This window comes from Clostridioides sp. LIBA-7602, from assembly GCF_056688945.1.
Map to the genome: position 1 here is coordinate 1,951,018 of NZ_CP196991.1, position 25,744 is coordinate 1,976,761.

General features: G+C 27.4%; 25 protein-coding genes and 2 other annotated features. Of the genes, 18 read left to right on the top strand and 7 right to left on the bottom strand.

Translation table 11 applies throughout. The features are described from left to right. The first annotated feature begins 169 nt into the window (after nt 1–169). From ACTG45_RS09305 to ACTG45_RS09375, 15 genes are all read left to right on the top strand, one after another. Nucleotides 170–1,477 carry a YopA family protein gene (locus ACTG45_RS09305; protein WP_479920206.1) on the top strand — a complete coding sequence of 436 codons (1,308 nt, stop codon included), beginning with the start codon at nt 170–172 and terminating at the stop codon, nt 1,475–1,477. Between the two features lie 85 nt (nt 1,478–1,562). Next, nucleotides 1,563–1,825: a binding site (T-box leader), on the top strand. Nucleotides 1,826–1,951: 126 nt separating this feature from the next. Beyond that, entirely contained in the window at nt 1,952–2,755 is an 804-nt protein-coding gene (locus ACTG45_RS09310) for an amino acid ABC transporter substrate-binding protein (protein WP_479920207.1), read from the top strand. A gap of 37 nt (nt 2,756–2,792) precedes the next feature. After that, a complete protein-coding gene (locus tag ACTG45_RS09315; RefSeq protein ID WP_021384590.1) occupies nt 2,793–3,404 on the top strand; it encodes an amino acid ABC transporter permease in 612 nt (203 codons plus the stop codon). Nucleotides 3,405–3,435: 31 nt separating this feature from the next. Then, the gene (locus ACTG45_RS09320; RefSeq protein WP_021384575.1) at nt 3,436–4,107 is read left to right on the top strand and encodes an amino acid ABC transporter ATP-binding protein; all 672 of its coding nucleotides are present in this window, start codon (nt 3,436–3,438) and stop codon (nt 4,105–4,107) included. Between the two features lie 286 nt (nt 4,108–4,393). Then, nucleotides 4,394–4,756 (top strand): arsenate reductase family protein, encoded by a 363-nt coding sequence (locus ACTG45_RS09325; RefSeq protein WP_021384572.1) that lies wholly within the window; start codon nt 4,394–4,396, stop codon nt 4,754–4,756. Between the two features lie 634 nt (nt 4,757–5,390). Continuing rightward, nucleotides 5,391–6,092, top strand: coding sequence for a DUF4253 domain-containing protein (locus ACTG45_RS09330; RefSeq protein WP_021384578.1), 702 nt, complete (start codon nt 5,391–5,393; stop codon nt 6,090–6,092). Between the two features lie 387 nt (nt 6,093–6,479). After that, on the top strand, nt 6,480–7,283 hold the full coding sequence (gene larE / locus ACTG45_RS09335; RefSeq protein WP_021384585.1) for an ATP-dependent sacrificial sulfur transferase LarE: 804 nt from the start codon (nt 6,480–6,482) through the stop codon (nt 7,281–7,283). 53 nt (nt 7,284–7,336) lie between these two features. Then, on the top strand, nt 7,337–8,485 hold the full coding sequence (locus ACTG45_RS09340) for a THUMP domain-containing class I SAM-dependent RNA methyltransferase (protein WP_021384593.1): 1,149 nt from the start codon (nt 7,337–7,339) through the stop codon (nt 8,483–8,485). Nucleotides 8,486–8,622: 137 nt separating this feature from the next. After that, nucleotides 8,623–10,002 (top strand): hypothetical protein, encoded by a 1,380-nt coding sequence (locus ACTG45_RS09345; protein WP_021384577.1) that lies wholly within the window; start codon nt 8,623–8,625, stop codon nt 10,000–10,002. A 28-nt stretch (nt 10,003–10,030) separates the two neighbouring features. Beyond that, a complete protein-coding gene (walR, locus tag ACTG45_RS09350) occupies nt 10,031–10,729 on the top strand; it encodes a cell wall metabolism DNA-binding response regulator WalR (protein WP_021384573.1) in 699 nt (232 codons plus the stop codon). A gap of 2 nt (nt 10,730–10,731) precedes the next feature. Then, nucleotides 10,732–12,165 (top strand): cell wall metabolism sensor histidine kinase WalK, encoded by a 1,434-nt coding sequence (walK, locus tag ACTG45_RS09355; protein WP_021384580.1) that lies wholly within the window; start codon nt 10,732–10,734, stop codon nt 12,163–12,165. Nucleotides 12,166–12,186: 21 nt separating this feature from the next. Further along, a complete protein-coding gene (gene truA / locus ACTG45_RS09360; RefSeq protein ID WP_021384584.1) occupies nt 12,187–12,924 on the top strand; it encodes a tRNA pseudouridine(38-40) synthase TruA in 738 nt (245 codons plus the stop codon). Between the two features lie 113 nt (nt 12,925–13,037). Continuing rightward, nucleotides 13,038–13,245 (top strand) — a binding site (T-box leader). A gap of 258 nt (nt 13,246–13,503) precedes the next feature. Next, nucleotides 13,504–14,703, top strand: a complete 1,200-nt coding sequence (locus ACTG45_RS09365; RefSeq protein WP_479918685.1) for an argininosuccinate synthase — start codon at nt 13,504–13,506, stop codon at nt 14,701–14,703. Between the two features lie 245 nt (nt 14,704–14,948). Beyond that, nucleotides 14,949–16,001, top strand: coding sequence for a BtrH N-terminal domain-containing protein (locus tag ACTG45_RS09370; protein WP_479920208.1), 1,053 nt, complete (start codon nt 14,949–14,951; stop codon nt 15,999–16,001). 108 nt (nt 16,002–16,109) lie between these two features. Further along, complete coding sequence (locus tag ACTG45_RS09375; protein WP_479920209.1) at nt 16,110–17,273, top strand: MerR family transcriptional regulator; 1,164 nt, start codon at nt 16,110–16,112, stop codon at nt 17,271–17,273. A 125-nt stretch (nt 17,274–17,398) separates the two neighbouring features. On the opposite strand, the gene ACTG45_RS09380 is transcribed toward ACTG45_RS09375, so the two are convergent. From ACTG45_RS09380 to ACTG45_RS09400, 5 genes are all read right to left on the bottom strand, one after another. Then, the gene (locus ACTG45_RS09380; protein ID WP_021384574.1) at nt 17,399–17,779 is read right to left on the bottom strand and encodes a DUF4363 family protein; all 381 of its coding nucleotides are present in this window, start codon (nt 17,777–17,779) and stop codon (nt 17,399–17,401) included. A 2-nt stretch (nt 17,780–17,781) separates the two neighbouring features. Beyond that, the gene (locus ACTG45_RS09385) at nt 17,782–18,441 is read right to left on the bottom strand and encodes a DUF421 domain-containing protein (protein ID WP_021384595.1); all 660 of its coding nucleotides are present in this window, start codon (nt 18,439–18,441) and stop codon (nt 17,782–17,784) included. Between the two features lie 106 nt (nt 18,442–18,547). Continuing rightward, the gene (locus ACTG45_RS09390) at nt 18,548–19,519 is read right to left on the bottom strand and encodes a 3'-5' exonuclease (protein ID WP_479920210.1); all 972 of its coding nucleotides are present in this window, start codon (nt 19,517–19,519) and stop codon (nt 18,548–18,550) included. A 39-nt stretch (nt 19,520–19,558) separates the two neighbouring features. Continuing rightward, the gene (locus ACTG45_RS09395) at nt 19,559–19,906 is read right to left on the bottom strand and encodes a hypothetical protein (RefSeq protein WP_021384581.1); all 348 of its coding nucleotides are present in this window, start codon (nt 19,904–19,906) and stop codon (nt 19,559–19,561) included. A gap of 242 nt (nt 19,907–20,148) precedes the next feature. Next, a complete protein-coding gene (locus ACTG45_RS09400) occupies nt 20,149–21,108 on the bottom strand; it encodes an L-threonine 3-dehydrogenase (protein ID WP_479920211.1) in 960 nt (319 codons plus the stop codon). 445 nt (nt 21,109–21,553) lie between these two features. Here ACTG45_RS09400 and ACTG45_RS09405 point away from each other — a divergent pair, with 445 nt between their 5' ends. The 3 genes from ACTG45_RS09405 (at nt 21,554) to mrpB (ending at nt 22,958) form a co-directional block, all read left to right on the top strand. Continuing rightward, nucleotides 21,554–21,922: a C-GCAxxG-C-C family (seleno)protein gene (locus ACTG45_RS09405; protein ID WP_021384579.1), complete on the top strand. Its 369-nt coding sequence runs from the start codon at nt 21,554–21,556 to the stop codon at nt 21,920–21,922. Nucleotides 21,923–22,350: 428 nt separating this feature from the next. Then, nucleotides 22,351–22,596: an MrpA family protein gene (locus ACTG45_RS09410; protein ID WP_479920212.1), complete on the top strand. Its 246-nt coding sequence runs from the start codon at nt 22,351–22,353 to the stop codon at nt 22,594–22,596. Nucleotides 22,597–22,694: 98 nt separating this feature from the next. Further along, nucleotides 22,695–22,958, top strand: coding sequence for a DUF1883 domain-containing protein MrpB (gene mrpB / locus ACTG45_RS09415; protein WP_021384598.1), 264 nt, complete (start codon nt 22,695–22,697; stop codon nt 22,956–22,958). Nucleotides 22,959–23,157: 199 nt separating this feature from the next. On the opposite strand, the gene ACTG45_RS09420 is transcribed toward mrpB, so the two are convergent. Both ACTG45_RS09420 and ACTG45_RS09425 read right to left on the bottom strand, forming a co-directional pair. Next, the gene (locus tag ACTG45_RS09420; protein ID WP_021384600.1) at nt 23,158–24,105 is read right to left on the bottom strand and encodes a 4Fe-4S dicluster domain-containing protein; all 948 of its coding nucleotides are present in this window, start codon (nt 24,103–24,105) and stop codon (nt 23,158–23,160) included. A gap of 2 nt (nt 24,106–24,107) precedes the next feature. Then, entirely contained in the window at nt 24,108–25,739 is a 1,632-nt protein-coding gene (locus ACTG45_RS09425; RefSeq protein WP_479920213.1) for an FAD-dependent oxidoreductase, read from the bottom strand. Between the last annotated feature and the right edge of the window lie 5 nt (nt 25,740–25,744).

Here is a 25,744-nt window from a genome sequence, read left to right on the forward strand (position 1 = left end):
ATGTATTAAATAAACGATGATACTAAAATAATGCTATTTTTATAGAAAATTATTAAGATACATAAGTAATAAAAATAATATACTAAATTATATAATAGATTGAGTTTTACTAAATAAAAAATAACTACAATCCCTATGTTATTATACAAAAGCAAAGGTGGGAATAAAAATGAAAGCAATTGATGATGCTATAACATCAGAGTATTTAAGCTATGGTATCAATGAAGATATTAGTATCTATGAAGGTCGGTTTTGCATATACTTGGATAAAAAGTATAGATGTAATGGGAAAATTTATTATAAAATGACACCTCCAATAGCTATAAGTTTTAAGGCAGAGATAGGTTGTATTGAAGAAATAGAAAATGAAGATGAAAATTTAGTTTTGGATTATGACAATGCTATTCTTGAAGTTCACGGTTATAAAATTATTTCTATAACAATAAATACTCTAAGTGATGTTAATGTAGAAGGATATATCAATGATGACTGTATAAAATCTAAAAATTCTTATGTTGAGTATGTAGATTTTAATATAATAAATCTAGATAAAATACCTGGAAAACTCATTAAATATAATGATAAAGTATATGCAGGTAGAATCGAATTTGATATAAATGATTACGTTGTAACTATAGACAAAAGATATGATTATAGAAAAGAGCTTAAATCAGACTTAAGATCTAAATCTGGAGCAATAATAACTCATATAGGCAGAGTTAGAAGAAAAGATGGTAGAATTTTTAGAACAAACAATACAATAAATCTTTTAGATAGAATATCAACAGCGTTGAGTTTTATGTGTGGAAGATATGTTGGATTTTGTTTAGCCAAAGGATATAGAAGTGAAAATGAAGTCTATAGAATATGGAATGAAAATCAGATATCTCCCTTTAGATATGTGCCAACATGGTCTGATACACTTTCAAATTATCATAATATGGAAAAATATATAAGTCTTATGTGTAAAAGATTAGAAGATTTTTATTATGGTTCTGCTATAAAAAGTGTTATTGACTGGTATATAGAATCTCTTGGAAGTGTTACTATGGAAAATAATATAATATCTGTACAAATTGCACTTGAAACTCTATCATATGTAATTCTAGTGGAGCAAAATAAAATACTTACAGATGAAGCTTTTGATTGTAATTTAGCATCTAGAAATATAAGGCTATTACTTGATATATGCAAAATACCATATGGAAAATATGAATTAAATATATTTGACAATACAATAAAAAACAAGTTTGATGATGGGGTAGATTTAGTGATTTATTTAAGGAATAGTATAGTTCATCCGAGCAGGAGAACTCATAGAGCTGTGTTAGAAGTTGAAGATATTTGGAATATAATCTCAATAGGAACGAGATATATTGAGCTTGTTTTACTCTTTATTTTGGGATATAGAGGTGAGTATTCCAATAGATTAGTAGAAAGATGTTATGGTGAAGTAGAAGTTGTTCCTTGGAATTAGATTTTTATATTTATTTTAAAATATATATTGACAGATATTGCCTTATGCTATAAAATCAATATCATAATAACAATTCAAAACAACATTAAATGCTAAGAAAAGAAATAGTAAAAGTAGTTAATCTTAAACAGAGAGTTTCCGATTGGTGAGAGGAGCAATAGATTTTACTTTGAACACATCTTTGAGCAGAACTCTGAAAGAGTAAAGATACTTTATTAGGAGCTTTCCGGAATCCTTGCACCCGTTATAGTGCTAGAGTATAATTATTTTATTGTACTTAAAGAGGTTAGTGTCGTGAGGCATTAATGAACAGAGGTGGAACCACGAGAGTCAACTCCCGTCCTCTAGCAGAAGCTAGAGACGGGAGTTTTTTTTATATAATTTTTTAAGCGCGCAGAGAATTATATTGCAACAGATATACTTTTTAAAAAATAATCAAAATATTTAAAAATTTAAAAGACGAGGGAGAATATTATGAAAAATATATTAAAAAAATTAGGAATATTTACAATTATGTTAGGTTTAGTAAGTGGAATGGCAGGTTGTTCAAAATCGGATGATGAAAAGGGCAAAGATGCTTCAAAAGAAGCAAAAAAAGAAGTAATTGTAGGGTTTGATAATACATTTGTTCCAATGGGATTCTTGGATGAAAAGGGAGATACTGTAGGATTTGACGTAGATTTAGCTAAAGAAACATTTAAGAGACTTGGAATGGAAGTTAAGTTCCAACCAATAGATTGGTCAATGAAAGAAACTGAATTAAATGACTCAAAAACTGTAGATGTATTATGGAATGGGTATTCTATAACAGATGAAAGAAAGAAAATAGTATCATATACAGAACCATATTTACAAAATAAACAGATAATAGTTACTTTAAGTGATTCAAAAGCAAATTCAAAAGCAGATTTAAAAGATAAAGAAGTTGGGACTCAACAAGGTTCAACAGCACTTGATGCAGTAGAAAAGGATAAAGATTTTATGAATAGCTTAAAAGGTGGAGCACCAGTTCTTTATGATACTTATGATAAAGCACTTAGAGATTTAGAGATAGGTAGAACTAGTGCAGTTGTTGGTGATGAAGTTTTAATTAGATACTATATGGGTCAAAAAGGTGAAGATAAATATAAAGTATTAAAAGAAGACTTTGGATTAGAAGACTATGTTGTAGCTACTTCTAAAGAAAATCCAGAACTTTGTAAGAAAATAAATGAAACATTAAAAGAAATGAAAAAAGATGGAGCTTTTGACAAAATTTATGATAAATGGTTTAAGTAAAAGATAGATTAGCTGTTAAGAAGGGGGCACTAAAGGCATGTTACAAGGGTTAGAGATAGTTATAGCAATGTTTTGTATAACATTGATAGTATCAATTCCATTGGGAATTGCAGTTGCATTTTTAAGATTATCAAAAAATAAATTAATAAGTGGTATTACACAATGTTATATATTAATAATGAGAGGGACACCTTTACTTTTACAAATGATAGTCATATTTTATGGCTTACCTCTTTTAGGAATTGTATTTGACAGATTTACAGCTGGAATAGTAGCTTTCTTCTTAAATTATGCAGCATATTTTGCAGAAATATTTAGAGGTGGAATACAGTCAATCGATAGAGGACAATATGAAGCTTCGAAAGTACTAGGATTTGATAAATTTACAATGTACAAGAGAATAATCTTTCCACAGGTTTTTAAAAGAATACTAGCACCTATTTCAAATGAAGTAATCACATTAGTAAAAGATACATCTTTAGTATATATATTAGGATTAAATGATATTTTAAGGATATCTCAAATAGCAATGAACAGAGAAGCAAGTTTATTACCACTATTTGAGGCAGGAGCAATATATCTTATATTTGTAGCTATACTTACTAAGGGATTTGAATTACTTGAAAAAAAATATTCTTATTATAGATAAAGTTACAATATTATAGGAGGAGGTTTTTTATATGTTGAAAATCAGAAACTTAAATAAATCATTTAAAAAAAATAAAGTACTAAAAGATATTTCTTTTGAGTTAGAAGAAGGTCAGATTGGAGTTTTACTTGGCAAATCTGGTGCAGGAAAAACTACAATATTGAGATGTATAAATGGTCTTGAAGAATTTGATAGTGGAGAGATTATAATAGATAATGAGATAATAAAAAACAAGAAAGATATGTCAAAAATAAGAGGCAAGATAGGAATGGTTTTCCAGAACTTTAATTTATTTCCTCATATGACAGTTCTTGAAAATATAATTGAGTCTCCAGTTAATGTTTTTAAAGTTCCTAGAAAAGAGGCTGAGGAGAGGGCTAGAGAACTTTTAAGATTAGTTGATTTAGAAGATAAATTAAACTCTTATCCATTTGAATTGTCAGGAGGGCAACAGCAGAGAGTTGCAATAGCTAGGTCATGTGCACTAATGCCAAAGGTTCTTTGTTTCGATGAACCTACTTCTGCACTAGATATAGATACTATTCAAAGGGTAGTCAATATAATGAACAGACTTAAAGATAAAGGCATGACTATACTAATAATTACACATGATGTTGTTTTCTCAAATAATGTTGCAGATAAGATTATAAGTATAAAAGATGGTATAGTAGAAAATGTTCAAATCAAAGAAAAAATTGTTTAATACTTTATAAATGGAAGTTATAGGAACATTTATAATATAAATAGGGGCTAAGTAGAATAAATACACTATGCCCTTTTTTTTATTTGAAAATTTAATCTAATATTGAGTGATTGAGTAGGTTTAATATATTATAAAAGAATAATTTAAATATCTAATATAATTTAATGGTCATTTTAAAATAGAATAATTTTTTATGTTGAAAGCTTAGAATGATTGTGATATAAATTGGTTATAATATACAAATTATGGGTATAAAAATAAAAAATTAGAAAGGATTTTTAACACAATGATTAAATTATATGGATATACAAAGTGTTCTACCGTTAGAAAAGCAAAAAATTGGCTTAAAGAAAATGATTTAGAATTTGAAGATATAGACATGGTTCAGAATCCTCCGAGTAAAGACGAATTGGAGTCAATTTACAAGATTAGTGGATATGATATAAAGAAGTTTTTTAATACAAGTGGTATGAAATATAGAGAATTAGGTCTTAAAGATATTGTAAAGACTGAATCTGATGATAAGCTTTTAGAAATATTAGTGAGCGATGGAATGCTTATTAAAAGACCGTTGCTTTTTGATGGTGAAAATGTACTGTTGGGTTTCAAAGAAGATGTTTGGAAAAGTACTTTATTAAAAGAAGATTAGAAGTATGTAGGTGTATTGATTAAAATAATTGATACACCTATAAATTTATACATCAACTCTGGTTTTTATATATAAATTAGCAAATATATCTATCTAGTTATTAGATTCTATAGAATAGAAGAACTATGTAAGGTTCTATATAAATATATTATTAAATCTAAGTTCTGATTTCAATTTATTGATTCCTGCAATTTTATATGGGATTTTAGAAGACTACATTTAGAATCTAAGTATTACAACAAGATTTATTCTTTTGAGTATATCTGCTAATATTAAAATATTATTCTTAACAAATTTAAATCCAAAAAACTTCATATCAATAAACATATTATTTCTTATACAAAGAATATCATTTATTTTACTTAAAATAGTATAATATATAACGAATTATTACAAAATCACTTATTATTAACCATGAACATGTGTTTTATGCTATTATATTTATATAAGGGAATTGTCATAAAAAACATCTTATTTATACAAAAAAATAAAATTAACCTTTGTCTTATATAAGTATATTTTATAAACTGTATCTATACTTATAATTTTACAAATAATAATAGTATTTAAAAACTTGACAACAAAAAAAGAAAACTTTCAAAAGAATTAAATCTAAAAAGAATAGGAGATAAGTATGAGTATTGAAGATTTATATGGTTTTGAATGTGTTCCTGTGAACAATGATATTGATATTGATGATTTATTTGAAAAAATGAGAGAAGATGGAAAAGAAAATGGATATACACCAATTATAGTTATTGATGAAAAAGTAGGATTATTAAGAGAAAATATAGATATGATTAATAAAGAGTATGGTTCTCTTGAAAACTATAGAAAATATTGCTTAGAAAAATGTAATGAAATTGATGTAAATGAATTCTTCGATTCTAGAAAGTGTGAGATTCCAGAATTGCTAACAGAATTAATGGGTTCTGAGGACACTTTTTATGATTATAAAAATTTCAGCCCAATTACAAATATAGATATATTTCAAGAAAATAACGAAGTTTACATAGCCAAAGTTCCAACAATTAAACCATATGAAGTATTTGCATATATACCAATTGGTGGATTTAATGATTGTCCTAGTGATGAAGAACATGTAGCTGTTGCAAAATATTGGTATGAAAAATACGGAGCATTCCCAATTGCAATTGGATGTGATACAGTTCAATATTCTGCAAAAAATCCAATTGAAGATAATAAAAAATTTGATGATTTGTGTATTGAATTAGTTCTATATTGTGAAGATATTATTGTACAAGGATATGAAACATTAAAAGTTCTTAAAGAAGTATTACAACGCTCCACAATATGGCTTTTTTGGTGGGATTAAGGCAAATACATGTGAGTTATAAGTATTAAATTAAAAGTTTTAGAAAATTCATATGATAGTATCTTTTTTGTGATTTACAATTATAACTTATGGAAAAACAATTATGTTAAAATAAACTCGTGAATTCGGCCATGAGGATGAGCTATTTACACTTCATGGCTTTTAAACATATTACTATATTACACTATTTTATTTTTTATATACAGTGTATTACAGTAATATGTTTAAATTATACAGATTTTAAAAATTATTTGATATTACAATTAATGTGTTTAAAGATAATTCTAGTTTATAAAATAAATACTTTATATGTTATAATCATTAAGAATGTAAAAAATAATATATCGTTTTATAGTTCATATTTTTCTAGATATGGAGGTGGATTTTATGAAGGAAGAAGAAAAATTAGAAAAATTAAAAGAAATACTACTTGAATTAGGAAGTGTTGTAGTTGCTTATTCTGGTGGAGTAGATAGTAATTTTTTACTTAAGGTAGCAAAGGATACATTAGGAGAAAATGTTATAGCTGTAACTATACATGCAATGATGCATTCAAGTAGAGAGATTGAAGAAGCTAAAGAATATACTAAAAATTTTGGTGTTAAACATATCATATTAAATATAGAAAACTTTGACTTAAAAGAGTTTAAAGAAAACGGTGCGGATAGATGTTACCATTGTAAGAAGTATATATTTTCTAAAATAAAAGAGATAGCAAAAGAACATAATATAAAGTACATAGTAGATGGAACAAATATAGATGACTTAGGAGATTATAGACCTGGTCTTAAAGCATTGAGTGAGTTAGGAGTAATTAGTCCATTAAAGGAGAGTAGTTTGAAAAAAGATGAAATTAGGTCACTTTCAAAAAAACTAGGATTAGGTACTTTCAATAAACCATCATTTGCATGTCTTGCAAGTAGAATTCCTTATGGAGTTCAAATAACAGACGAAAAACTAAGAATAGTGGAAAAGAGTGAAGAATACTTATCTGATTTAGGTTTTTCTCAATTTAGAGTGAGAATGCATGGAGATATAGCTAGAATAGAAGTTGGTCAAGAAGAGTTAGGTAAATTTTTTGAAAATAACAATTTTAGCAAAGTTGATACTAAATTAAAAATATTTGGCTTTAAATATGTTACACTAGATATGTCAGGGTATAAAATGGGAAGTATGAATTTAAATATGTAGATTATTTAAAAAATAAATAAATTTTGTAATTAACATAGGAAACAGGAGGTTTTATGAAAAGTTATACATTAATATCGCCATGTTTTTTTGGAATGGAAAAAATGCTGGCTAGAGAAATTACTAATTTAGGATATGAAATAATAAAAACAGAAGATGGAAGAATAACATATAAAACTGATGAGTTTGGAATAGCAAAATCAAATATGTGGTTAAGATGTGCTGAAAGAGTTCATCTTAAAATTGCTGAATTTGAGGCAAAAAGTTTTGATGAATTATTTGAAAATACGAAAAGGATAAATTGGTCTCGATATATACCTTATGGAGCTCAATTTCCTATATCAAAAGCTTCTTCTATAAAATCAAAATTACACAGTACACCAGATGTACAAGCCATAGTAAAAAAAGCTATAGTAGAAAGTTTAAAGAAAAGTTACTTGGAAGATGGTTTGCTTAAAGAAGATAAAGAGAAATACCCTATATTTGTATTTATACACAAAGACAAGGTAACTATTTCTATAGATACAACAGGAGATGCTTTGCACAAGAGAGGATATAGAGAAAAAGCAAATAAAGCTCCAATAAGAGAGACTTTAGCTTCTGGGCTTATTTATTTAACACCATGGAAAGCAGGTAGAGTTTTAGTGGACCCTATGTGTGGTTCTGGTACTATATTGATTGAAGCAGCTATGATAGGTATAAATATGGCACCTGGTTTAAATAGAGAATTTATATCAGAAAAATGGAGAACTCTTGATAAAAAAATATGGTGGGATGTAAGAAAAGATGCTTTTAATAAGATAGATAATGAATCTAAATTTAAGATTTATGGATATGATATAGATGAAGAATGTATAGATATAGCTAGAGAAAATGCTGAAATAGCAGGTGTAGATGAATATATAGAATTTAACATAGGAGATGCGACTCAATTCAAAAGTGAGGATGAGTTTGGATTTATAATTACTAATCCTCCTTATGGAGAAAGATTGGAAGACAAAGATAGTGTCAAACAATTGTATAAGGAGCTTGGTTATGCATTTAGAAAATTAAAAAATTGGTCGTATTATTTGATAACATCTTATGAAGATTTTGAATATGAGTTTGGACAAAAAGCAGCTAAAAAAAGAAAGTTGTATAATGGTATGTTAAAAACCAACTTTTTCCAATATCCAGGTCCTAAACCTCCTAGAAACAATAAATAGCTTTTACATTATTTATGGATAAAAAATATAAATTTTTATTAAAATAAGTAAAACATTATGACGACTTGAAACGTCTAATTATTGTGAGGAGATTTTTGTGAGCAAATTTCAAGATTAATAGGATTAGGAGGAGTTAAATGAAAGTGTTAAAACTTATTACTGTAGTAGCCCTAATGATGATATTTGTTACTGGATGTAATATTAAAACTGAGTCTCCAGAACAATTAGCAAAGATACCTGACTATGATGATACAAAAAAAGTATTGTATGATGGTATTGACCAGTTATTAAAACCAGACTCATCTATGATATTGCCTTCTAATGCAAAAGAAGTAGGAAAAATAAATAAAGTGGATTTAAATGGTGATGGAGTTGATGAGTTAGTAGTATTTGAGCAAAAAGAAGATTTAAGTAATAATGTAACTCAGGTAGGGTTTGTAACTTTAAGCTATAATGGAGAAAAATACGTACTTGGTGACCATTTTCTAGAAAATGGTGAGTCAATAGAATATGCCAATTTTTATGATTTGGATTCAGATGGATATAAAGAAGTCGTTTTATTGATTAAATCCAAGGACAAAACTAATATGCATATATATAAAGTAAAAGATAATGAAATAACAAAGGAGTATGACTTGGATGCGTCATGGCTTCCAAATAAAGAAGATTTTAATGATATGAAAGTGAAAATTGGATATATAGATGGAGATGACAAATTAGACATATTGATGCTTCATTTAAATAATAAGACTAATGAAATGTTTGCAAGTGTTGCGAACTTTGATGGGAGTATGAAAATTAAGGATTATGTTAAGTTTGAAAATGTGAAAAATTTGAGTGAACTATATATAACTTTAGGTAATGTTGCTTCATCTATTGGAAATTCCTCTGCTGCCATAAAAGGAGTTGTACTTGATATTCCTATATTAAAAGATAATAACTATATTACACAGATACTTTATATGAAAGATGGAAAAATTAAAAAGGCTTTTAGTGATTATGATAAAACTATCACTAAATCTTATTACATACCTGTAGATGATATTGACAAAGATAAGATTATAGAAATACCTATAGTAGCAGGTAACAATAGAAACACTTATAGCTCTAAAGCATCTGCAAATATAAGTTGGTATAGATGGAATGGAAAAGAAGATGCCAGTTCAAGCTTAATATTTACAAGTCAGATATACTATAATTATAAATATAATTTTAAATTATTTATTCCAAATAATTTATTTGATAAAATTCTTGTTGAACAAGAATTTGTTGGAGAAAAAGCAGTATTTAAATTTTATTATTTTGACTATTCAGACCGTAAGAATTTGTTTAATATAGTAGTAGAGAGTAAAAATAAACTTGAAGATAGAAAAAATCCAAATACTCAAAATTCTATCGTACTTCAAGAGAGTGATGAATATACTTTCTTGCTAGTTATAAATGATGCAAATGGAATGGATAAGCTAGATATTACTATAGACGCATTAAAAGAATATTTCTCATTAATATATGGTTAATATTATACTCAATTGGAGGTTTTATTTTATGAAGGAAAAGATACTTATACTAGAAGATGAAATTGGTATTAGAAGTTTTGTTAGTATAAACTTAAAAAGAGAAGGTTATGAGATAGTTGAGGCAGGTACTGGAAGAGAAGCTATAGAAAAAATGACAACAGAAAGTGATATTACAATAGCTCTTTTAGATGTGATGCTTCCAGATATAAGTGGAATAGAGGTATGTAAATTTATAAGGGAAAACTTTGACCAAGTAGGCATAATAATGCTTACTGCTAAAGCCCAAGAGGATGATAAAATAGAAGGATTTATTTCAGGAGCAGATGATTACATCATAAAACCATTTAGTATAAAGGAGCTTTTAGTTAGGGTTTCAGCTCTTCTTAGAAGAGTAGCAAAGGATGATTCAAATGTTAAGTCAAGTGAGATAGTTTCTCCTCCATTTATACTTGATATAGATAAAAGAAAGTTATTTAAAAATGGAAAAGAAATTGAGCTTACTCCAACTGAGTTTTCAATAGTGAAATATCTGATATCAAATGCCAAGCAGTCATTAAGTAGAGACCAAATATTAGATGAAGTTTGGGGAACTAATTACTTGTATGATTTTAAAATAGTAGATGTAAATATAAGAAGGATAAGAAATAAAATAGAGGATGACCCATCAAAGCCAAAATATATACAAACTATTTGGGGTTATGGATACTGTTTTAGAAAGGAAGAATAATAGTGTTACATTTTGAAGGTCTGAGAAAGAAAGTAATAAAAAACTACTTTATAATAATTATTATAATGGTTACTCTGTTTGAAGGATTGTTCATGTTTTATATACAAAACTACTACTATGATTCTGTCAAACAACTACTTGAATCTGAAATAAAATATGCTGATGAATATAATGCTATTACAATGGAAACTACAAGCTTTGAGAAAAAAGTAAAAAACATATTTGATAAACAACCATTAACTAAGAACTCAGAATTTGGAATTTCAATAATAGATAAGGATAAAAATATTATATTAGACCAATATGGTTTTAAGAGTAAAGAAAAAGCAAATTATGAAGATGTCAATAATGCACTAAAAGATATAAAGACCAAAAACTTAACACCATATACTTATAGAATACCAGATACAGGAGAACATGTTATGAGTATCTCTCTGCCACTTAAGGTAAATAATATAATAGAAGGTGTTGTTAGATATACAGTTTCATTAGATGCTATTGATAATGCGATATTAAAACAAGCTACATGGCTTATATTAGCTGGAATATTTATACTTATAATAGCTATATTAATAAGTCTTAAATTTGCTGAGACTCTTATAAAACCATTACGAGAATTAAAGAAATTTGCAAATGAATTAGCTGTAGGAAATTATAATATAAAATTAGAAAACATGAAAATTGTAGATGATGAGATTGGTGATTTGGCACAGACATTTGAACATATGGCACATGAGATTGATAAGAGTGAAAAATTAAAAGAAGAATTTATATCTTCTGTATCACATGAACTAAGGACTCCCCTTACATCTATAAAGGGATGGAGTGAAACCTTAGGTTATGAAAGTATAACAAGAGAAGAGTTAGATTTAGGTCTGGGTATTATACAAGATGAAACAGAAAGGCTTATAAAACTTGTGGAAGAGTTATTAGACTTTTCAAGACTTTCTTCAGATAGGATAAAACTTCATGTTGATATAGTTGATGTTGAAGGCTTAGTCGTAGGTGTTGTAAATCAACTTAAAGTTAAAGCTGCTGAAAAAGATATAGCACTTTTGTTTGAATTTGAAAATGAGTTTATAGAGAACATTCAAGGTGATAAGAACCGATTAAGACAAGTTCTTATAAATTTAATACAGAATTCATTTAAATTTACTAGTCAAGGTGGTTACATAAAAGTTGTAGTTTCTCAAAATGAAGATATAACGACCATATCAGTTGAAGATAACGGCTCAGGTATAGAAAAGCAAAATCTAAATAAAGTATTAGATAAGTTCTTCCAAGAAGATTATAATAAAGCTGGTAGTGGACTAGGCTTAGCAATTAGTAATGAAATTGTAAAGCTTCATGGTGGAAGAATGAAAATAGAAAGTGAAAAGAATGTTGGAACAAAAATAACTTTTAATATAAAAAATAAATTTGCTAAACAAGCATAAATTCTTAGAAAGAGGATTAATATGAGAAACATAAAAATGATAGTAGCATATGATGGTTCAAGATATAAAGGATACCAAAAATTAGGTGACAATAATATGACTATACAAGAAAAACTTGAAACTGTCTTAAGTAAAATGACTAATGAAACAGTTGAGATAATTGGTTCTGGAAGAACTGATATGGGAGCTCATGCTAGAGGGCAAGTGATAAATTTTAGAACAAATTGTATGGATTCAGTGGACAAAATTCAAAAATACTTATATGAATATTTGCCAGAAGATATAGTTGTAAAAACTGTTGAAGAAGCTGATGAAAGATTTCACTCAAGATATAATGTAAAATCAAAGACTTATATGTATAAAATTGACAATAACAAATATCATAATCCTTTTATAAGAAGATATGCTACTCATATAAGTAAAAAATTAGATTTAGATAGAATGATAAAAGCAAGTGAATATTTAATAGGAGAACACGATTTTACTAGTTTTGCTTCTTCTAAGTCTAAGAAAAAATCAAATATAAGAGAAATTTATTCAATAAATATAAAAGAAGATGATAATGTTATAGAAATATACATAGAAGGAAATGGATTTTTGTATAACATGGTAAGAATAATAGTGGGTGCTTTGATAGATGTAGGTCTTAAAAGAAAAGCTCCACAAGATATTAAGTATATGCTTGAATCGAAGGATAGAAGCCAATCATCAGATACGGCACCAGCTAAAGGGTTATGTCTTTGGAAAGTAAGATATTAGTTAATTCTATAGAAAATATTCTTGAAATAAAAATAAAATAAATTATATAGTTGACATAAATGGAAAAATAAACTATTATATATTTTATAAGAGAGTTATGAAAAAGTTTATATTTAAATCCTGTGAGAAAGAGAGTAACTTCTATGCGTTTTATAGAGAGCTAAGGATGGTGGAAGCTTAGCAAATGAGTATTGGTGAAAAGAACTTTGGAGGATGCTAATTGAATTTAGTATGTTAGTAGGTAATCTCGCCTTAAGAGAAAGAGTGGATAAGTTTATCTTATCAATTAGAGTGGTAACGCGGATATATTTCGTCTCTTGGTTTTTCCAAGAGGCGTTTTTTAATATATTTAATTACTAATGTTTATATAGTATGTTGAACATTTGCTAATTGATTAGCTAAGTTTATCAATAAGAGTGGTACCGCGGATATTTCGCCTCTTAGTATTTTAAAATACTGAGAGGTTTTTTTAGTATTAAAATGATTTTAAGTGAACTTAAATTCTCAAAATCATTCAATATTAAGAATTTCTATTAAATAAAAAATAAAAATCATAATTTAAATTGGGAGGAATTGAAAATGAAGGAAAAAGTAGTATTAGCATATTCAGGAGGTCTTGATACATCAATAATAATACCTTGGTTAAAGGAAAATTATGAAGACATAGATGTTATAGCTGTTTGTGGAAATGTAGGTCAAGAAGATAAAATGGAAGATGTTTATGAAAAAGCTTTACAAAGTGGAGCATCAAAGGCATATGTGGATGATATAAGTGAAGAATTTGTAACTGAAACTATATTTAAGGCTATAAAAGCAGAAGCTAAATATGAAGGGAAATATTTATTAGGAACTTCTTTAGCAAGACCTATAATAGCTAAAAAACTAGTTGAAGTTGCTCATAAAGAAGGTGCAAAATATATATGTCATGGATGCACAGGAAAAGGTAATGACCAAGTTAGATTTGAAGCTACAATTGCAGCTCTTGACCCAACTATAAAAGTTATTGCACCTTGGAGAATGTGGGATATAAAATCAAGAGAAGACGCTATAGATTATGCTGAAAAACACAATATAAAGGTAACAGCAACTAAAACTAAAATATATTCAGTAGATGCTAACCTTTGGCATGTATCAACTGAAGGTGGAGATATAGAGCATTTACAAAATGAACATAAGAAAGATGTCTACAAACAATGTGTAGACCCAGAAGATGCATGTGATGTGGCTGAATATGTAGAAGTTTACTTTGAAAAGGGTGTGCCTAAAAAGGTAAATGGTGAAGAATTACCTCCAGTTGCATTAATTCATAAATTAAATGAATTAGGTTGTAAACATGGAATTGGTGTTATAGATATAGTTGAAAATAGACTTGTTGGTATGAAATCAAGAGGTATATATGAGACTCCAGGAGGAACAATTCTTTATGAAGCACATAATATTTTAGAAAGTGCTACTCTAGACAAGGATACATTACATTTTAAACAAATGGTATCTTATAAATATGGAGAACTTATTTACAATGGATTATGGTATTGTAAGTTAAGAGAATCTATAGATGCATTTATGGAGCAAACTCAAGACAATGTTACAGGAACAGTAAAAGTTAAACTTTATAAAGGTAATATAAAACCTGCTGGAATATTTACTGAAAATGCTCTTTATGATGAAGGAATATCTTCTTTTGGAAATAGTGAACTTTATGACCACAAAGATGCAGAAGGATTTATTAATTTATTTACTTTACCATTAAAAATCAGAGCTATGAAAGCTGGAAAATAATATAATAAATTGTTTAAGAGCGTATAAAAACTATTTTTAGTTTTATATGCTCTTTTTTTATTTAGATTTATTCTATTATGTAATACACAATAGAGTAAGATATATTATAATTTCAAATAACTTAGTAATATAAAAATGTAATGTCCTTAAATATAAACTTTATAAGTATAAGAGCTATTGACTCTCTCATTGTAAGAGGGTTTATACTAAATCTAATAAAAATTTATAGTGAGGAGATAGACTATATGAGAAAAATAATTGAAATTAAGCATCATTCACATGATTATGAGTGTATGTGGAATGGTATAGAAGATTTATATATAAATAAAACAGGAGAATACCTTCCAAACGATTTTTTCTTTTTGCTATCAGGTTTTGGTTCCTTTTGTTATATGAAAACAAATAAAGCAGAGTTAAAAAGAATGGTAGCTTTGGGAGATGGAAGAACAAAAAAGATGTATGAATTTTTAGCACCAATTGTTGGTTTTGAATACAAACATCATGAGTTTAGAAGATATGAGCAAGCATTAAAAAAAGCGAAGTCTGAAATTGATGATGGGTATCCAGTCGTTTTAGGAGCTTTAGATATGTATTATTTACCATATTATCAGAAGTTATATCATAAAGAGCATATTCCTTTTCATTACATATTAATGGTAGGGTATGACGATAAGGAAGGAAGAATATACTTGTATGATTGTGGAAGAACTGAGTTATTATATCTTTCTTATGACGAATTACGTCAAAGTATGAATTGTAGTTATTTAGGGTTGAGTAAGGCAAATACTATTTGTACAGTTAGAATGAATGGTTCAAAGAATAAATATGAGATTGCAAGAGAAGCACTTGCTATAAAGAGCAATGTGTTTTTAAATCCACCTAAAGGATTTTTGGGATACAAAGGTTTTGAAAAATTTATCAAGGAATTACCACGATGGAAAAATGAACTAGAAAAAGATGATTATGATAAGATATTATCTAATATGGTTATGTTTTTTGGGACAGTGCCAACGATTCCAAATGCAATTAGAGGAATTGAAGGACCAGATAGTGTCAAATTTAAAGGTGGTTTTGATAAAATGAGTAGAATGCTTAATCAGCTTGGAGATGAATATAAAAATGACTCTTTCATACAAGGAGCTGAGATTTTTGATAAGTGTGCTACTATAATTGAGATAATATCTAATATTATAATAGATTATTTAACTCAAAAGGATGATGATACAGAGCAACTTCCTTTACTGTTTTCTGAAATTTTGAAGAATATGAAGACAGTATATTCAATTCTGGACGTATAAAAGATATTTTTATTGACCCTAACATAACGTAATAGTGTAATATGAAAATATAGCTTGAATGTATTAGTAAATATTGATAGCTATAAAATCAAGTTTTGAGGTGTTGATATGAGAACAGTAAAGCAGGTTTCAGATTTGACAGGAATAAGCATCAGAGCATTACACTACTATGATGAAATAGGTCTTTTAAAACCAAATAAAATTACAGATGCAGGATATAGGCTTTATGATGATGAAGCTATTAAGACTCTCCAACAAATTTTATTTTTTAAAGAGATTGACATACCTTTGAGGGAAGTTAAAGAGATAATGTCAAGCCAATACTTTGATAAAGTAGAAGCTTTAAAAAATCAAAAGAAGTTACTCATCTTAAAACGAAAAAGATTGGATGAATTAATAGAACTTATAAATAAAACTATAAAAGGAGAGGGTACTATTAATTTTAAAGAATTTGATATGAGTGAATATTTTAGTGTTCTACAGGAGTTTAAAAGAGAGCATAAAAATAAGATAATTAAAATTTATGGTAATGTAGAAAAATATGATGAATTTATTGAAAAAGTTAAATCTAGTGAAGAAAAAATTGCTAAAATGGCTATAAAGCAATATGGAACTATTGAGAAGTTTGCCAAGGCTATAAAAACAAACTTTAGCAGTGATATATTGAATTTAGGAGAAAAATTTGATATATATAAAAATGATTGTTTAAAAGAAAAACATCCTAAATTAAAAGAATTATATAGAAAACTCGTAGAAGACTTAAATAAGAATCCTTCTTCAAAAGAACTTCAAGAGATAGCCAAAGAAATAACTGATATATCTAAGAAAGATTACGAAATTTTTTATATGGATACTGGAGATGATAATTGGTACTACATGGTACAAAATTATTTGATAAATCCTATGTGGATAAACGATGTAGATGAAAAATATGGAAGTGGAGCAGGAAAGTTTATTGGACAAACCCTAGAGATTTATTTAGGAGATAAAAAGCCTAAAATAAATCTATTGTATGAAAAGCTTGTATCAGATTTAAGTAGAGATTGTTCATCAAAAGAGGTTCAGAGTATTGTTAAAGAAATAGACAATGAAATGAAAAAGAGCAACGATTTTTATAAAATAGATAATGGAGAAAGATATTTTGATTACATGGCAGAACTTTATTTATCAAATTCTACATATATAAAAGTAAATGATAAGAAATATGGTGATGGTGCATCTAAGTTTATTGGAGAAGCTTTTAAAATTTATTTTGATAGTAATAACTTATAAATAAAAGCAATAACTATTGCAAATTTTAGAGTAAAAAATCTGTATATGCTATTAATATGCTTCATAAAAGCAGAAAACAAGGATATAGATTATATTACTTTTATCAATATCCTTGTTTTAAGTTATTAAAATATATAATTGATATCAAATTTGACACTTTCAACAATATTTCCTAAATATGTCTTTATACCTTCAACCTCTTCTAAAGATTTTAATTTATTTTCAGTATAAATTGCCTTATCAAGAATATTAAATCTTAGACCTATTTCATCAAAATACTCATGGTTTAAAACTTTATACCAATGATTTCTTTCTTTGTCCCATCTTGTAGATATGGAATCAGCTTCTTTTTGAGCTTTTTCCCAATCTTCATTTTCTATAGATTTTTCCAAAATAGACATATTATCTTTGTAGCCCTCTGTAAAATCATATAGTTTATTATTAATGTAAAATCCAAATAATAAGAATAAAATAGCCCATATTATAACAAATGTTGTAGATTTCAATATTAATCACCCTTTTTATTTTGAATAAATATTTTGTCGTTTTCGTCTAAAACACAAATAAGAACATCCTTAAAAGTTTCTATGTGGTTAGATTTTAAGATACCCATTAACCAATTAGTGTCTTTTTCAGCTATATCTAAATTTTTATTTATTATCCTACCATCCAATATAAGTGGAATTGGTAAATGATTAAATGCTCTTGGAGGAGTACTATTATAACTCGATGCTGGTACAACACTTAAATTACCATCAGTCTCCAAAATGGCATACTGGACATCTCTTAGATTGAAGTATCCTTGAATTCTCAGTTGTTCTAACAATTCATCTATACTAACTCTTTCTTTTTTAAGTTCTTTATATACAATTTTTCCCTTATCTATTAGTATAGAAGGTTTACCTGATAAAAATGAACTTAATTTTCTACTTTTTAATGATAGGAATGAAATTAGAGTCTGCATAATTACAAGTCCAGTTATTGCTGCAACGCCATTTATAATTGGTATATTATTATTTTCCATTGGAACAGATGCAACTTCCGCAATTAAAAGTGTTATAACTAAATCGAAACAGTTCATCTCAGCTATCTCACCTTTTCCCATGACTCTAAGCGCAATTAGCACTGTTATGTATAATATAATACTTCTTACTAATACTACTGTCATATCTATCAATTACTCCTTTAAAAAATATTTGCATTTAGTTATTATGTCCCGTATAAAAATTTTAATTCAAGATATAAAAACACCTTAAATAACTGAATTCAATTATTTAAGGTGTTCTTGATAACTTTAATATTAAATTTTTTATAGATTTTCTATTGCTTTTATTTATTTTAACAACAGATTCAACAAAATTTTTTTTATCTCCTAATTTTAAGATAAAATCAGGGTATTCTTCAAATTCATTGAGTTTTGTTAATTTAAAAGAAGAAGATAGATTTTTAAAATTAATAATTTTGGTGTTATTTACTAACACACTTCTTTTTTTAAAATAGATTTCTTTTTTACTTATATTTAGTATATTTAATATTTGTTTAAGATATATTATTATATCTTCTGGAGTCTTATCGAATTTAAGTTCGAAATTTTCATCTTCAAAGTATGGGATATAATATAAAGGAGTTTTGATAGGAGGTAATTTATCATATAATTCTTCAAGAGTATTGATATTTTTAGGGTAGTTAAGGTAAAAGCCTTTACATACATTCATTAAATCCATAGCATCTGAAAGTGAGTTATGTTTAATATCTCCTTCTAAAGAAAAAATCTTTTTCATATTCAGTAAAGATAATTGTTTAGATAAGATTCTATTATTGTATGTAATATGTTGAGAGATAAAAGGTTGAATGTCAATCATCATATTAAATAATTCTAAGCATTTACCAGTATATTTATATACTCTAAATGAATTTAGAAGACCAGCAATGTCAAAATCACCCCAATTATATATTGTAATATCATTAAATTTACAAAACCATTTATAAAAATCATCCATAACATATAAAAGATTAGGAGCATTATCAATATCTAATTGGTTTAATTTAGTGAGTTTTTTACATTTATTTGAAAGTATTTCATTATATTTTGGTTTAACTAAAGAATAATAGTCATCCAATATATTAAATTTATTATCAACTAAAACTCCACCAATTGAAATTAATTCAGCTCCACTATATTCTGATTTGTTTTTATTATCATCCAATATATTAAATTCAAAGTCTATAAATAACTTGTATTTCATAAATATAAAGCACATCCTCATGTATATTATTTAGTAAGATTAAGCATCATAAGAATCAATAGATATAATGATTCTAAACATCAAAGGCTCATTACAACTTTTATTTATTTCGTAATTTAACTCAAATAAATCTTTTAGTATGTAATTTATAAGTATCCTTTCCCAGCCCATTTTTAAATTAACTTTAGAGTCTAGCAATGTACTTTCTATTTTTTTAAATATTTCTATATTTGCTGGTATTATACTAAGTTCAATATTACTTTTAAATGGGTTAGACTGCAAATCAGTTATAAGTATGTTCTTTAATTCTTCTGTAAGCTCAGAAATTAAATTATCACCTATATATTTTTTAATTATTTCTTCTCTAATTTCTCTTAAGTTTAGCAATATTAGTCCCTGCTACTTATAATATATTATATAAAGTGTAGTAAAATTCAAGCAAATTTTTTACTACACTTAAAATAGTAGCTTTTCCTTTCCTTTTAGTTTTTACTACTGATTTAATAATAGAATACATTTTTATGAAAATCAATCAAAAGAAATAACCTATCGGTTAGGCTTATATCCTCTACCTCCTGCGGAGAGGAAGAGGAATTTCGCCATTATAGGTTACTTGAAGTAAATTATATTTAGAATTTACCTATTCCTTTTTCTGATAATTTTTCTAACATATCTTTAGTCATCTTATCTAAATCGTAATTAAATTTAAAATTCCATTCTTTTACTGCACTACTGCTGTCTAGAGAATTAGGCCAAGAATCAGCGATACTTTGTCTTACAGGGTCTACATCATATTCTATTACAAAGTCAGGAATATATTTTTTTATAGAATCGGCTATTTCCTCAGGAGCAAAACTCATAGCAGTAATATTAAAAGCATTTCTATGAATAAGTTTATCAGCTGGAGCTTCTATTAAATCTACTATTGACTGAAGTGCATCAGGCATATACATCATATCCATCTTAGTACCTTTTGCTATATAAGATTTATATTTCTTATTTTTTAATGCTTCGTAATATATATCAACTGCATAATCTGTAGTTCCTCCACCAGGAGGAGTAACATAAGAAATAAGGCCTGGGAATCTAACTCCTCTAGTATCTACTCCAAATTTTGAATGATAATAATCACACAATAACTCACCAGAAACTTTAGTCACACCATACATAGTATTAGGTCTTTGTAATGTGTCTTGAGGAGTCATATTTTTTGGAGAATTTTCACCGAATGCAGCAATTGAACTAGGTGTGAAAAATTTACAATCTAATTCTCTAGCTACTTCAAGACCATTTATTAATCCATTCATATTTAAATTCCATGCTTCTAAAGGTTTACTTTCAGCAACAGCAGAAAGTAAAGAAGCTAGATGAATTATAGTGTCTACATCGTATTTTTTTGCAATTTCCAAGAAGTGATTTTTATCTGTAACATCTAATATTTCAAATATACCAGATTCACACACAGGATTCCCTTCTTTTATTCTTCTTGAACTAGCAATTACATTTTTTTCTCCATATTCATTTCTAAGTTTTATTGTTAATTCTGAACCTATTTGTCCTAATGCACCTGTTATAAGTATTTTTTTCAATTTGACAACCTCCTCGGGGTTTGATTTATGTAGTATTGCTTATTTTTATTTTAGCAAATCTTTTGTTTAAATACAAAGAATTAAACTCAATAATATATTGCTTAATTTAATAGAGTTTAGTTACTGTCTGAAAAATTATAATTAATACATAAAGGTATATCATATAATACTGGAAAATTAGATTAAATTATTACAAATAGATATAGATTGTGTGACTAAGTCACAGAAACTAAAATAAATTTAAGATATAATAAAAGCATATCATCTGAAAGATTTAATGAAGGCAATTTCATAAAAAAGTAATTTAAATTTAGAAAACTATAAATTTACCTATCATAAATATAAGTTAGAGTTTCTGGGTATAAAAATATTATATAAAATATTGATATTATTATATTAAGTAATGATAAAATATGTAAAATAAAATCTGAAAGGAAGTATAAAAATGACAAGACCATCAATATATCATAGTCAAGGATACACTTGTGCAGAGGCATTAATAAAATCATATAATGAAGAGCATAACACAGATATACCGATTTCTATAGGAAGTGGTATGGGGGTTGGAATTACTGTTGGAAGTGTCTGTGGAGCTGTAAACGCAGCTATTGTTATAATAGGCTACTTAAATGGAAGAAATAGTAATTTGGATGAAAATATGGCAAGAAAGTATTCAAGAGAATTAATGAATAGAGTAAGAGGAAAATACAGTACAGAAATATGTGCATCATTGAAAAAAAATAAAGTAAGTTGTGAAGAAATAATAAATTTCACATACGATGCTTTAAATGAAATGCTAGAAAATCAAAAATAATTATAAAGAACAAGTATTTTGCATTTTATAGAATACTTGTTTTTTTATGTTATTTTCAATAGATAATGATTTTATTATAATATTTAAATCAATCTCATTATATTTTAATTAATATAAATTACTTTAAAAAATAATAATTGACAAGAAAAAATACAAATATAGAAATTAAGAAAATGTAAATTGTTTAATATAAAGTGAGTTGCTATATTCGTCTAGATAAAGCTATATAAACTAGTGAGTAAATTTATAAATTATAAAGAAATATATATTAAAATAAAAGGAATAATTAATATAATATAAAGTAAAAAAACAAAAATTTATATAATTTATTTATGAAATAAAGAAAAAATAGAAATTTTCAATAAAATACAAAGATTATAGCATAATATGGTATAATTAGTAAAAATATAGAGATTGGAGGAATTGATTTGTTTATAGAGGAAGAATTAGAAGGATATATATTAAAATGTAAAATATCTGAAGACTTTAAAGATAAGCCCGGATATAGTGATGAAGAATTTTACGTTACAGTCTATAAAGATGAAAGTTCTGACTCTGGGTATTATGCTTTATTAGAAAATAAAGAAGAAAAAGTAGTATGGGATGGAGAAATTGTTGGCAATAATATTTTTAATAAACTTTGGGTTGTAGTAGACAAGGTTAAAACTGGATAATAATGCAATTGTATAGTATTTATAATATTTTAAATGGATTTTCATATATATGATATGAGTAAATAACAAAGATTATTCGATACTGGAGGGGTAGTTTAATGGAATATAGTTATAGCAAGATGAATCTAAAAAAAGGGGATATTGTAGAAGTGAATTTAGAAAAACAAGCTAACGTAATATTGCTAGATCATATAAACTATGTGAAATTTAAAAATCAAAAAAATTATGATTACTATGGTGGATTTGCTAAGAAAAATTTATGCAGAATGAGGGTACCTAATACAGGGACATGGTATCTGGTTGTAAATCAAGATGGAAATAGTGGGATAGTTAACTTTTCAATTAATACAATTCAAAATTAATAATGTCGGATATTATTAATTATTGTGTATTTTATATAATTAGAATAGAATTAATAAATAGTTATTATAAAATAATAATTTGTAAAGATATAAATAAATATATCTTTACAAATTATTTACAATGATTACTTTTTTAATTATTCTTAACTAAATTTTTTTACATATGTCAATGTTATTTATACAATTAAAACCTTTTTTGTTAGCATAGAGCTCCACCTGTAAGGTGTAAAAGAGCATCAAGTATATCTTCTTTTCTTTCCAAAACATCATCTGATAAAAGCATTTCTATAAATTTATCAACACCAATTCTGTCAATTGTTATTCCAAAACGTTCACCTGTCTTACCTTGTTCTCTAAATAAAAGAATTGCCTTTTCAATTAAAGTCATAAGTTCCTGTTTTGAAAATAATCTATCAATCTGTGTTCCAGGACGAACAGATTTGCCCCATTTTCCTCCAATATATACTTTATAACCAGATTCTTTTTCTTCAATACTGTCAAAATTACAACTTTCTATACATTTACCACAGTTATTACATAGATTGCTGTCTATTTCAAGTTTACCTTCATCTGTTAATTTAGCTGCTTTGACAGGACAGACTTCCATAACAGCACATTTTTTACAACCAACACAAAGTTCAGAGTCGTAATCAGGTACACGTTGACCAACAATTCCAAGGTCGTTTAAGTCGGGTTTAATACAATTGTTAGGGCATCCTCCAACACCAATTTTAAATTTATGAGGTAGCTTTACATCATACCAACCTTTGTAAAATTCTTGATGTATTTCAGCAGCAAGTTCCTGTGTATCAGTTAATCCATGAACACAAACAGTACCCTTACAAGCTACAACAGGACGAACTCTTGAGCCAGTTCCGCCTGTGATTAGATTTTCACTAGCAATAAATTCACTTAAAGCTTCAATATCTTCAAATTTTACACCAGGTAATTCTACTGTTAATCTAGTAGTAAATGCTAATTGACCATTTCCAAATTTTTCAGCAGCTTCTGCAATCTTTTTTGCTTGAGCTGTGTTTATTACACCATTTACAGTTATTATACGTGCTGCAAAATGTTCTCCATCTCTACTTGGTAAAAACCCTCTACCTTTTAATTCTTTTTTTTGTTCTGCTGTAATATTACTCATAATTAATCCTCCATTACCTTAAGATTTGGATAAAATAGTATTCCGCCTTCAAGAACTTTTGTATTTGTATAGCCAAATCGTTTTAAACGATTTTGAGCCATATAGCTATTTTTACCTTTTGCACATATAAGAAGAATTTTTTCATCCTTAGAAAGACCTTCAATTTCTCCATTAATCTCACCAACAGGAAGATAACGTAAACCAGGAATAGAAGGAGCTTTTGAAACATCTAGTTTAGTCCAGCTGTCGAAGTCTTCTATTTCATCAAGTAAAACACTATCGAGTTCTCCATTTAGTTTGTTTTGTAAAACATTTACTGATACGACAAATGGATGAATAGCAGTTGAAAAAGATGGTGCATATGCAAGGTCCATACTTTCTAGTGAATAAAGGTCAGCTCCTAAAGTTATTGCAGTAGCAGAGATATCTACTATTTTATCGACTGCTCCAGGTCCCATAACTTGAACACCTAATAATTTTCTAATATCCTTTTCAGCAACCATTCTTATAATAAAATTAGAAGCACCTGGATAATAGTGAGCTTTGTCATCAGTCGCTATAGTTACAGAACAAACATTATAACCTTCTTTTTCAGCAGCTTCTTTACTTAAACCTGTCTTACCTACATTGAGTTCAGGCAATTTTACTACAGTTGTTCCAAGAGCACCCTTATAAGTTTTAGATTTGCCAGATATATTTTGTGCACAAATCCTACCTTCATGATTTGCAGATGAGCCCATAGGTGACCATGTAGGTTTATTTGTTAAAGCATTTTTTACAAAAGCGCAATCCCCAACTGCATAGATGTCTTTATCATTTGTAAGCATATACTCATCTGTAATAAGTGTTTTATTTGGAGCAAATTCTAAATCTGTGTCTTTTAGAAAATCTGTGTTAGGACGAATTCCAACTGACATAACTACCAAATCTGTTTTAATAACTCTATTTTTAGTACGAAGCTTTTCGACCTTATTTTGACCTTCAATACCTACAACTTGGTCACCTGTAAAAATCATTATACCTTTATCAGCCATGTGATTTTCAACATATTCAGCAAAATCAGTATCAAATCCAGGCATAACATGTTCAGCCATATCAATAACACTTACACGTATACCCATTGCAGAAAGGTTTTCAGCAATTTCAAGACCAATAAAACCTCCTCCAATAACAACAGCTCTTTTAACACCATCTCCAAGAGAATCTCTTAGTGTTATAGCATCATTTGGAGTACGCATAAAGAATACTCCAGATAGGTCAATACCAGGTATTGGCGGTTTTATTGGGTCTGCTCCTGTAGCAATTACAAGTTTGTCATAGCATAAATTTTCTTCTGCTCCTGTTGAAATCGTTTTCACACTTACTTGTTTTGCCTTTCTATCAATAGATGTAACTTCAACTCCACAACGAACTTCTGCTCCTGTTAGCTTCGAAAAACTTTCTGGTGTATTTACAATTAAAGATGATTTATCTTCAATTACATTTCCAACATAGTATGGTAGACCACAACCAGCGTAAGAAATATCTTCACCTTTATTTAGAATCGTAACAGAACAGTTATCACCCATTTCACGTTTTATTTTTGCAGCAGTCTTTGTTCCAGCAGCAACTCCACCTATAATTAATACTTTCACAATAT

Bases quoted from the DNA above. Each gene is read 5' to 3' on its own strand.
- ACTG45_RS09330 (WP_021384578.1), top strand. From the start codon at position 5,391: ATGAGTATTGAAGATTTATATGGTTTTGAATGTGTTCCTGTGAACAAT.
- ACTG45_RS09345 (WP_021384577.1), top strand. From the start codon at position 8,623: ATGAAAGTGTTAAAACTTATTACTGTAGTAGCCCTAATGATGATATTT.
- ACTG45_RS09405 (WP_021384579.1), top strand. From the start codon at position 21,554: ATGACAAGACCATCAATATATCATAGTCAAGGATACACTTGTGCAGAG.
- ACTG45_RS09370 (WP_479920208.1), top strand. From the start codon at position 14,949: ATGAGAAAAATAATTGAAATTAAGCATCATTCACATGATTATGAGTGT.
- ACTG45_RS09365 (WP_479918685.1), top strand. From the start codon at position 13,504: ATGAAGGAAAAAGTAGTATTAGCATATTCAGGAGGTCTTGATACATCA.
- ACTG45_RS09325 (WP_021384572.1), top strand. From the start codon at position 4,394: ATGATTAAATTATATGGATATACAAAGTGTTCTACCGTTAGAAAAGCA.
- mrpB (WP_021384598.1), top strand. From the start codon at position 22,695: ATGGAATATAGTTATAGCAAGATGAATCTAAAAAAAGGGGATATTGTA.
- ACTG45_RS09305 (WP_479920206.1), top strand. From the start codon at position 170: ATGAAAGCAATTGATGATGCTATAACATCAGAGTATTTAAGCTATGGT.
- ACTG45_RS09385 (WP_021384595.1), bottom strand. From the start codon at position 18,441: ATGACAGTAGTATTAGTAAGAAGTATTATATTATACATAACAGTGCTA.
- truA (WP_021384584.1), top strand. From the start codon at position 12,187: ATGAGAAACATAAAAATGATAGTAGCATATGATGGTTCAAGATATAAA.
- ACTG45_RS09310 (WP_479920207.1), top strand. From the start codon at position 1,952: ATGAAAAATATATTAAAAAAATTAGGAATATTTACAATTATGTTAGGT.
- ACTG45_RS09340 (WP_021384593.1), top strand. From the start codon at position 7,337: ATGAAAAGTTATACATTAATATCGCCATGTTTTTTTGGAATGGAAAAA.
- walR (WP_021384573.1), top strand. From the start codon at position 10,031: ATGAAGGAAAAGATACTTATACTAGAAGATGAAATTGGTATTAGAAGT.
- ACTG45_RS09420 (WP_021384600.1), bottom strand. From the start codon at position 24,105: ATGAGTAATATTACAGCAGAACAAAAAAAAGAATTAAAAGGTAGAGGG.
- ACTG45_RS09315 (WP_021384590.1), top strand. From the start codon at position 2,793: ATGTTACAAGGGTTAGAGATAGTTATAGCAATGTTTTGTATAACATTG.
- ACTG45_RS09390 (WP_479920210.1), bottom strand. From the start codon at position 19,519: ATGAAATACAAGTTATTTATAGACTTTGAATTTAATATATTGGATGAT.
- ACTG45_RS09375 (WP_479920209.1), top strand. From the start codon at position 16,110: ATGAGAACAGTAAAGCAGGTTTCAGATTTGACAGGAATAAGCATCAGA.
- larE (WP_021384585.1), top strand. From the start codon at position 6,480: ATGAAGGAAGAAGAAAAATTAGAAAAATTAAAAGAAATACTACTTGAA.
- ACTG45_RS09320 (WP_021384575.1), top strand. From the start codon at position 3,436: ATGTTGAAAATCAGAAACTTAAATAAATCATTTAAAAAAAATAAAGTA.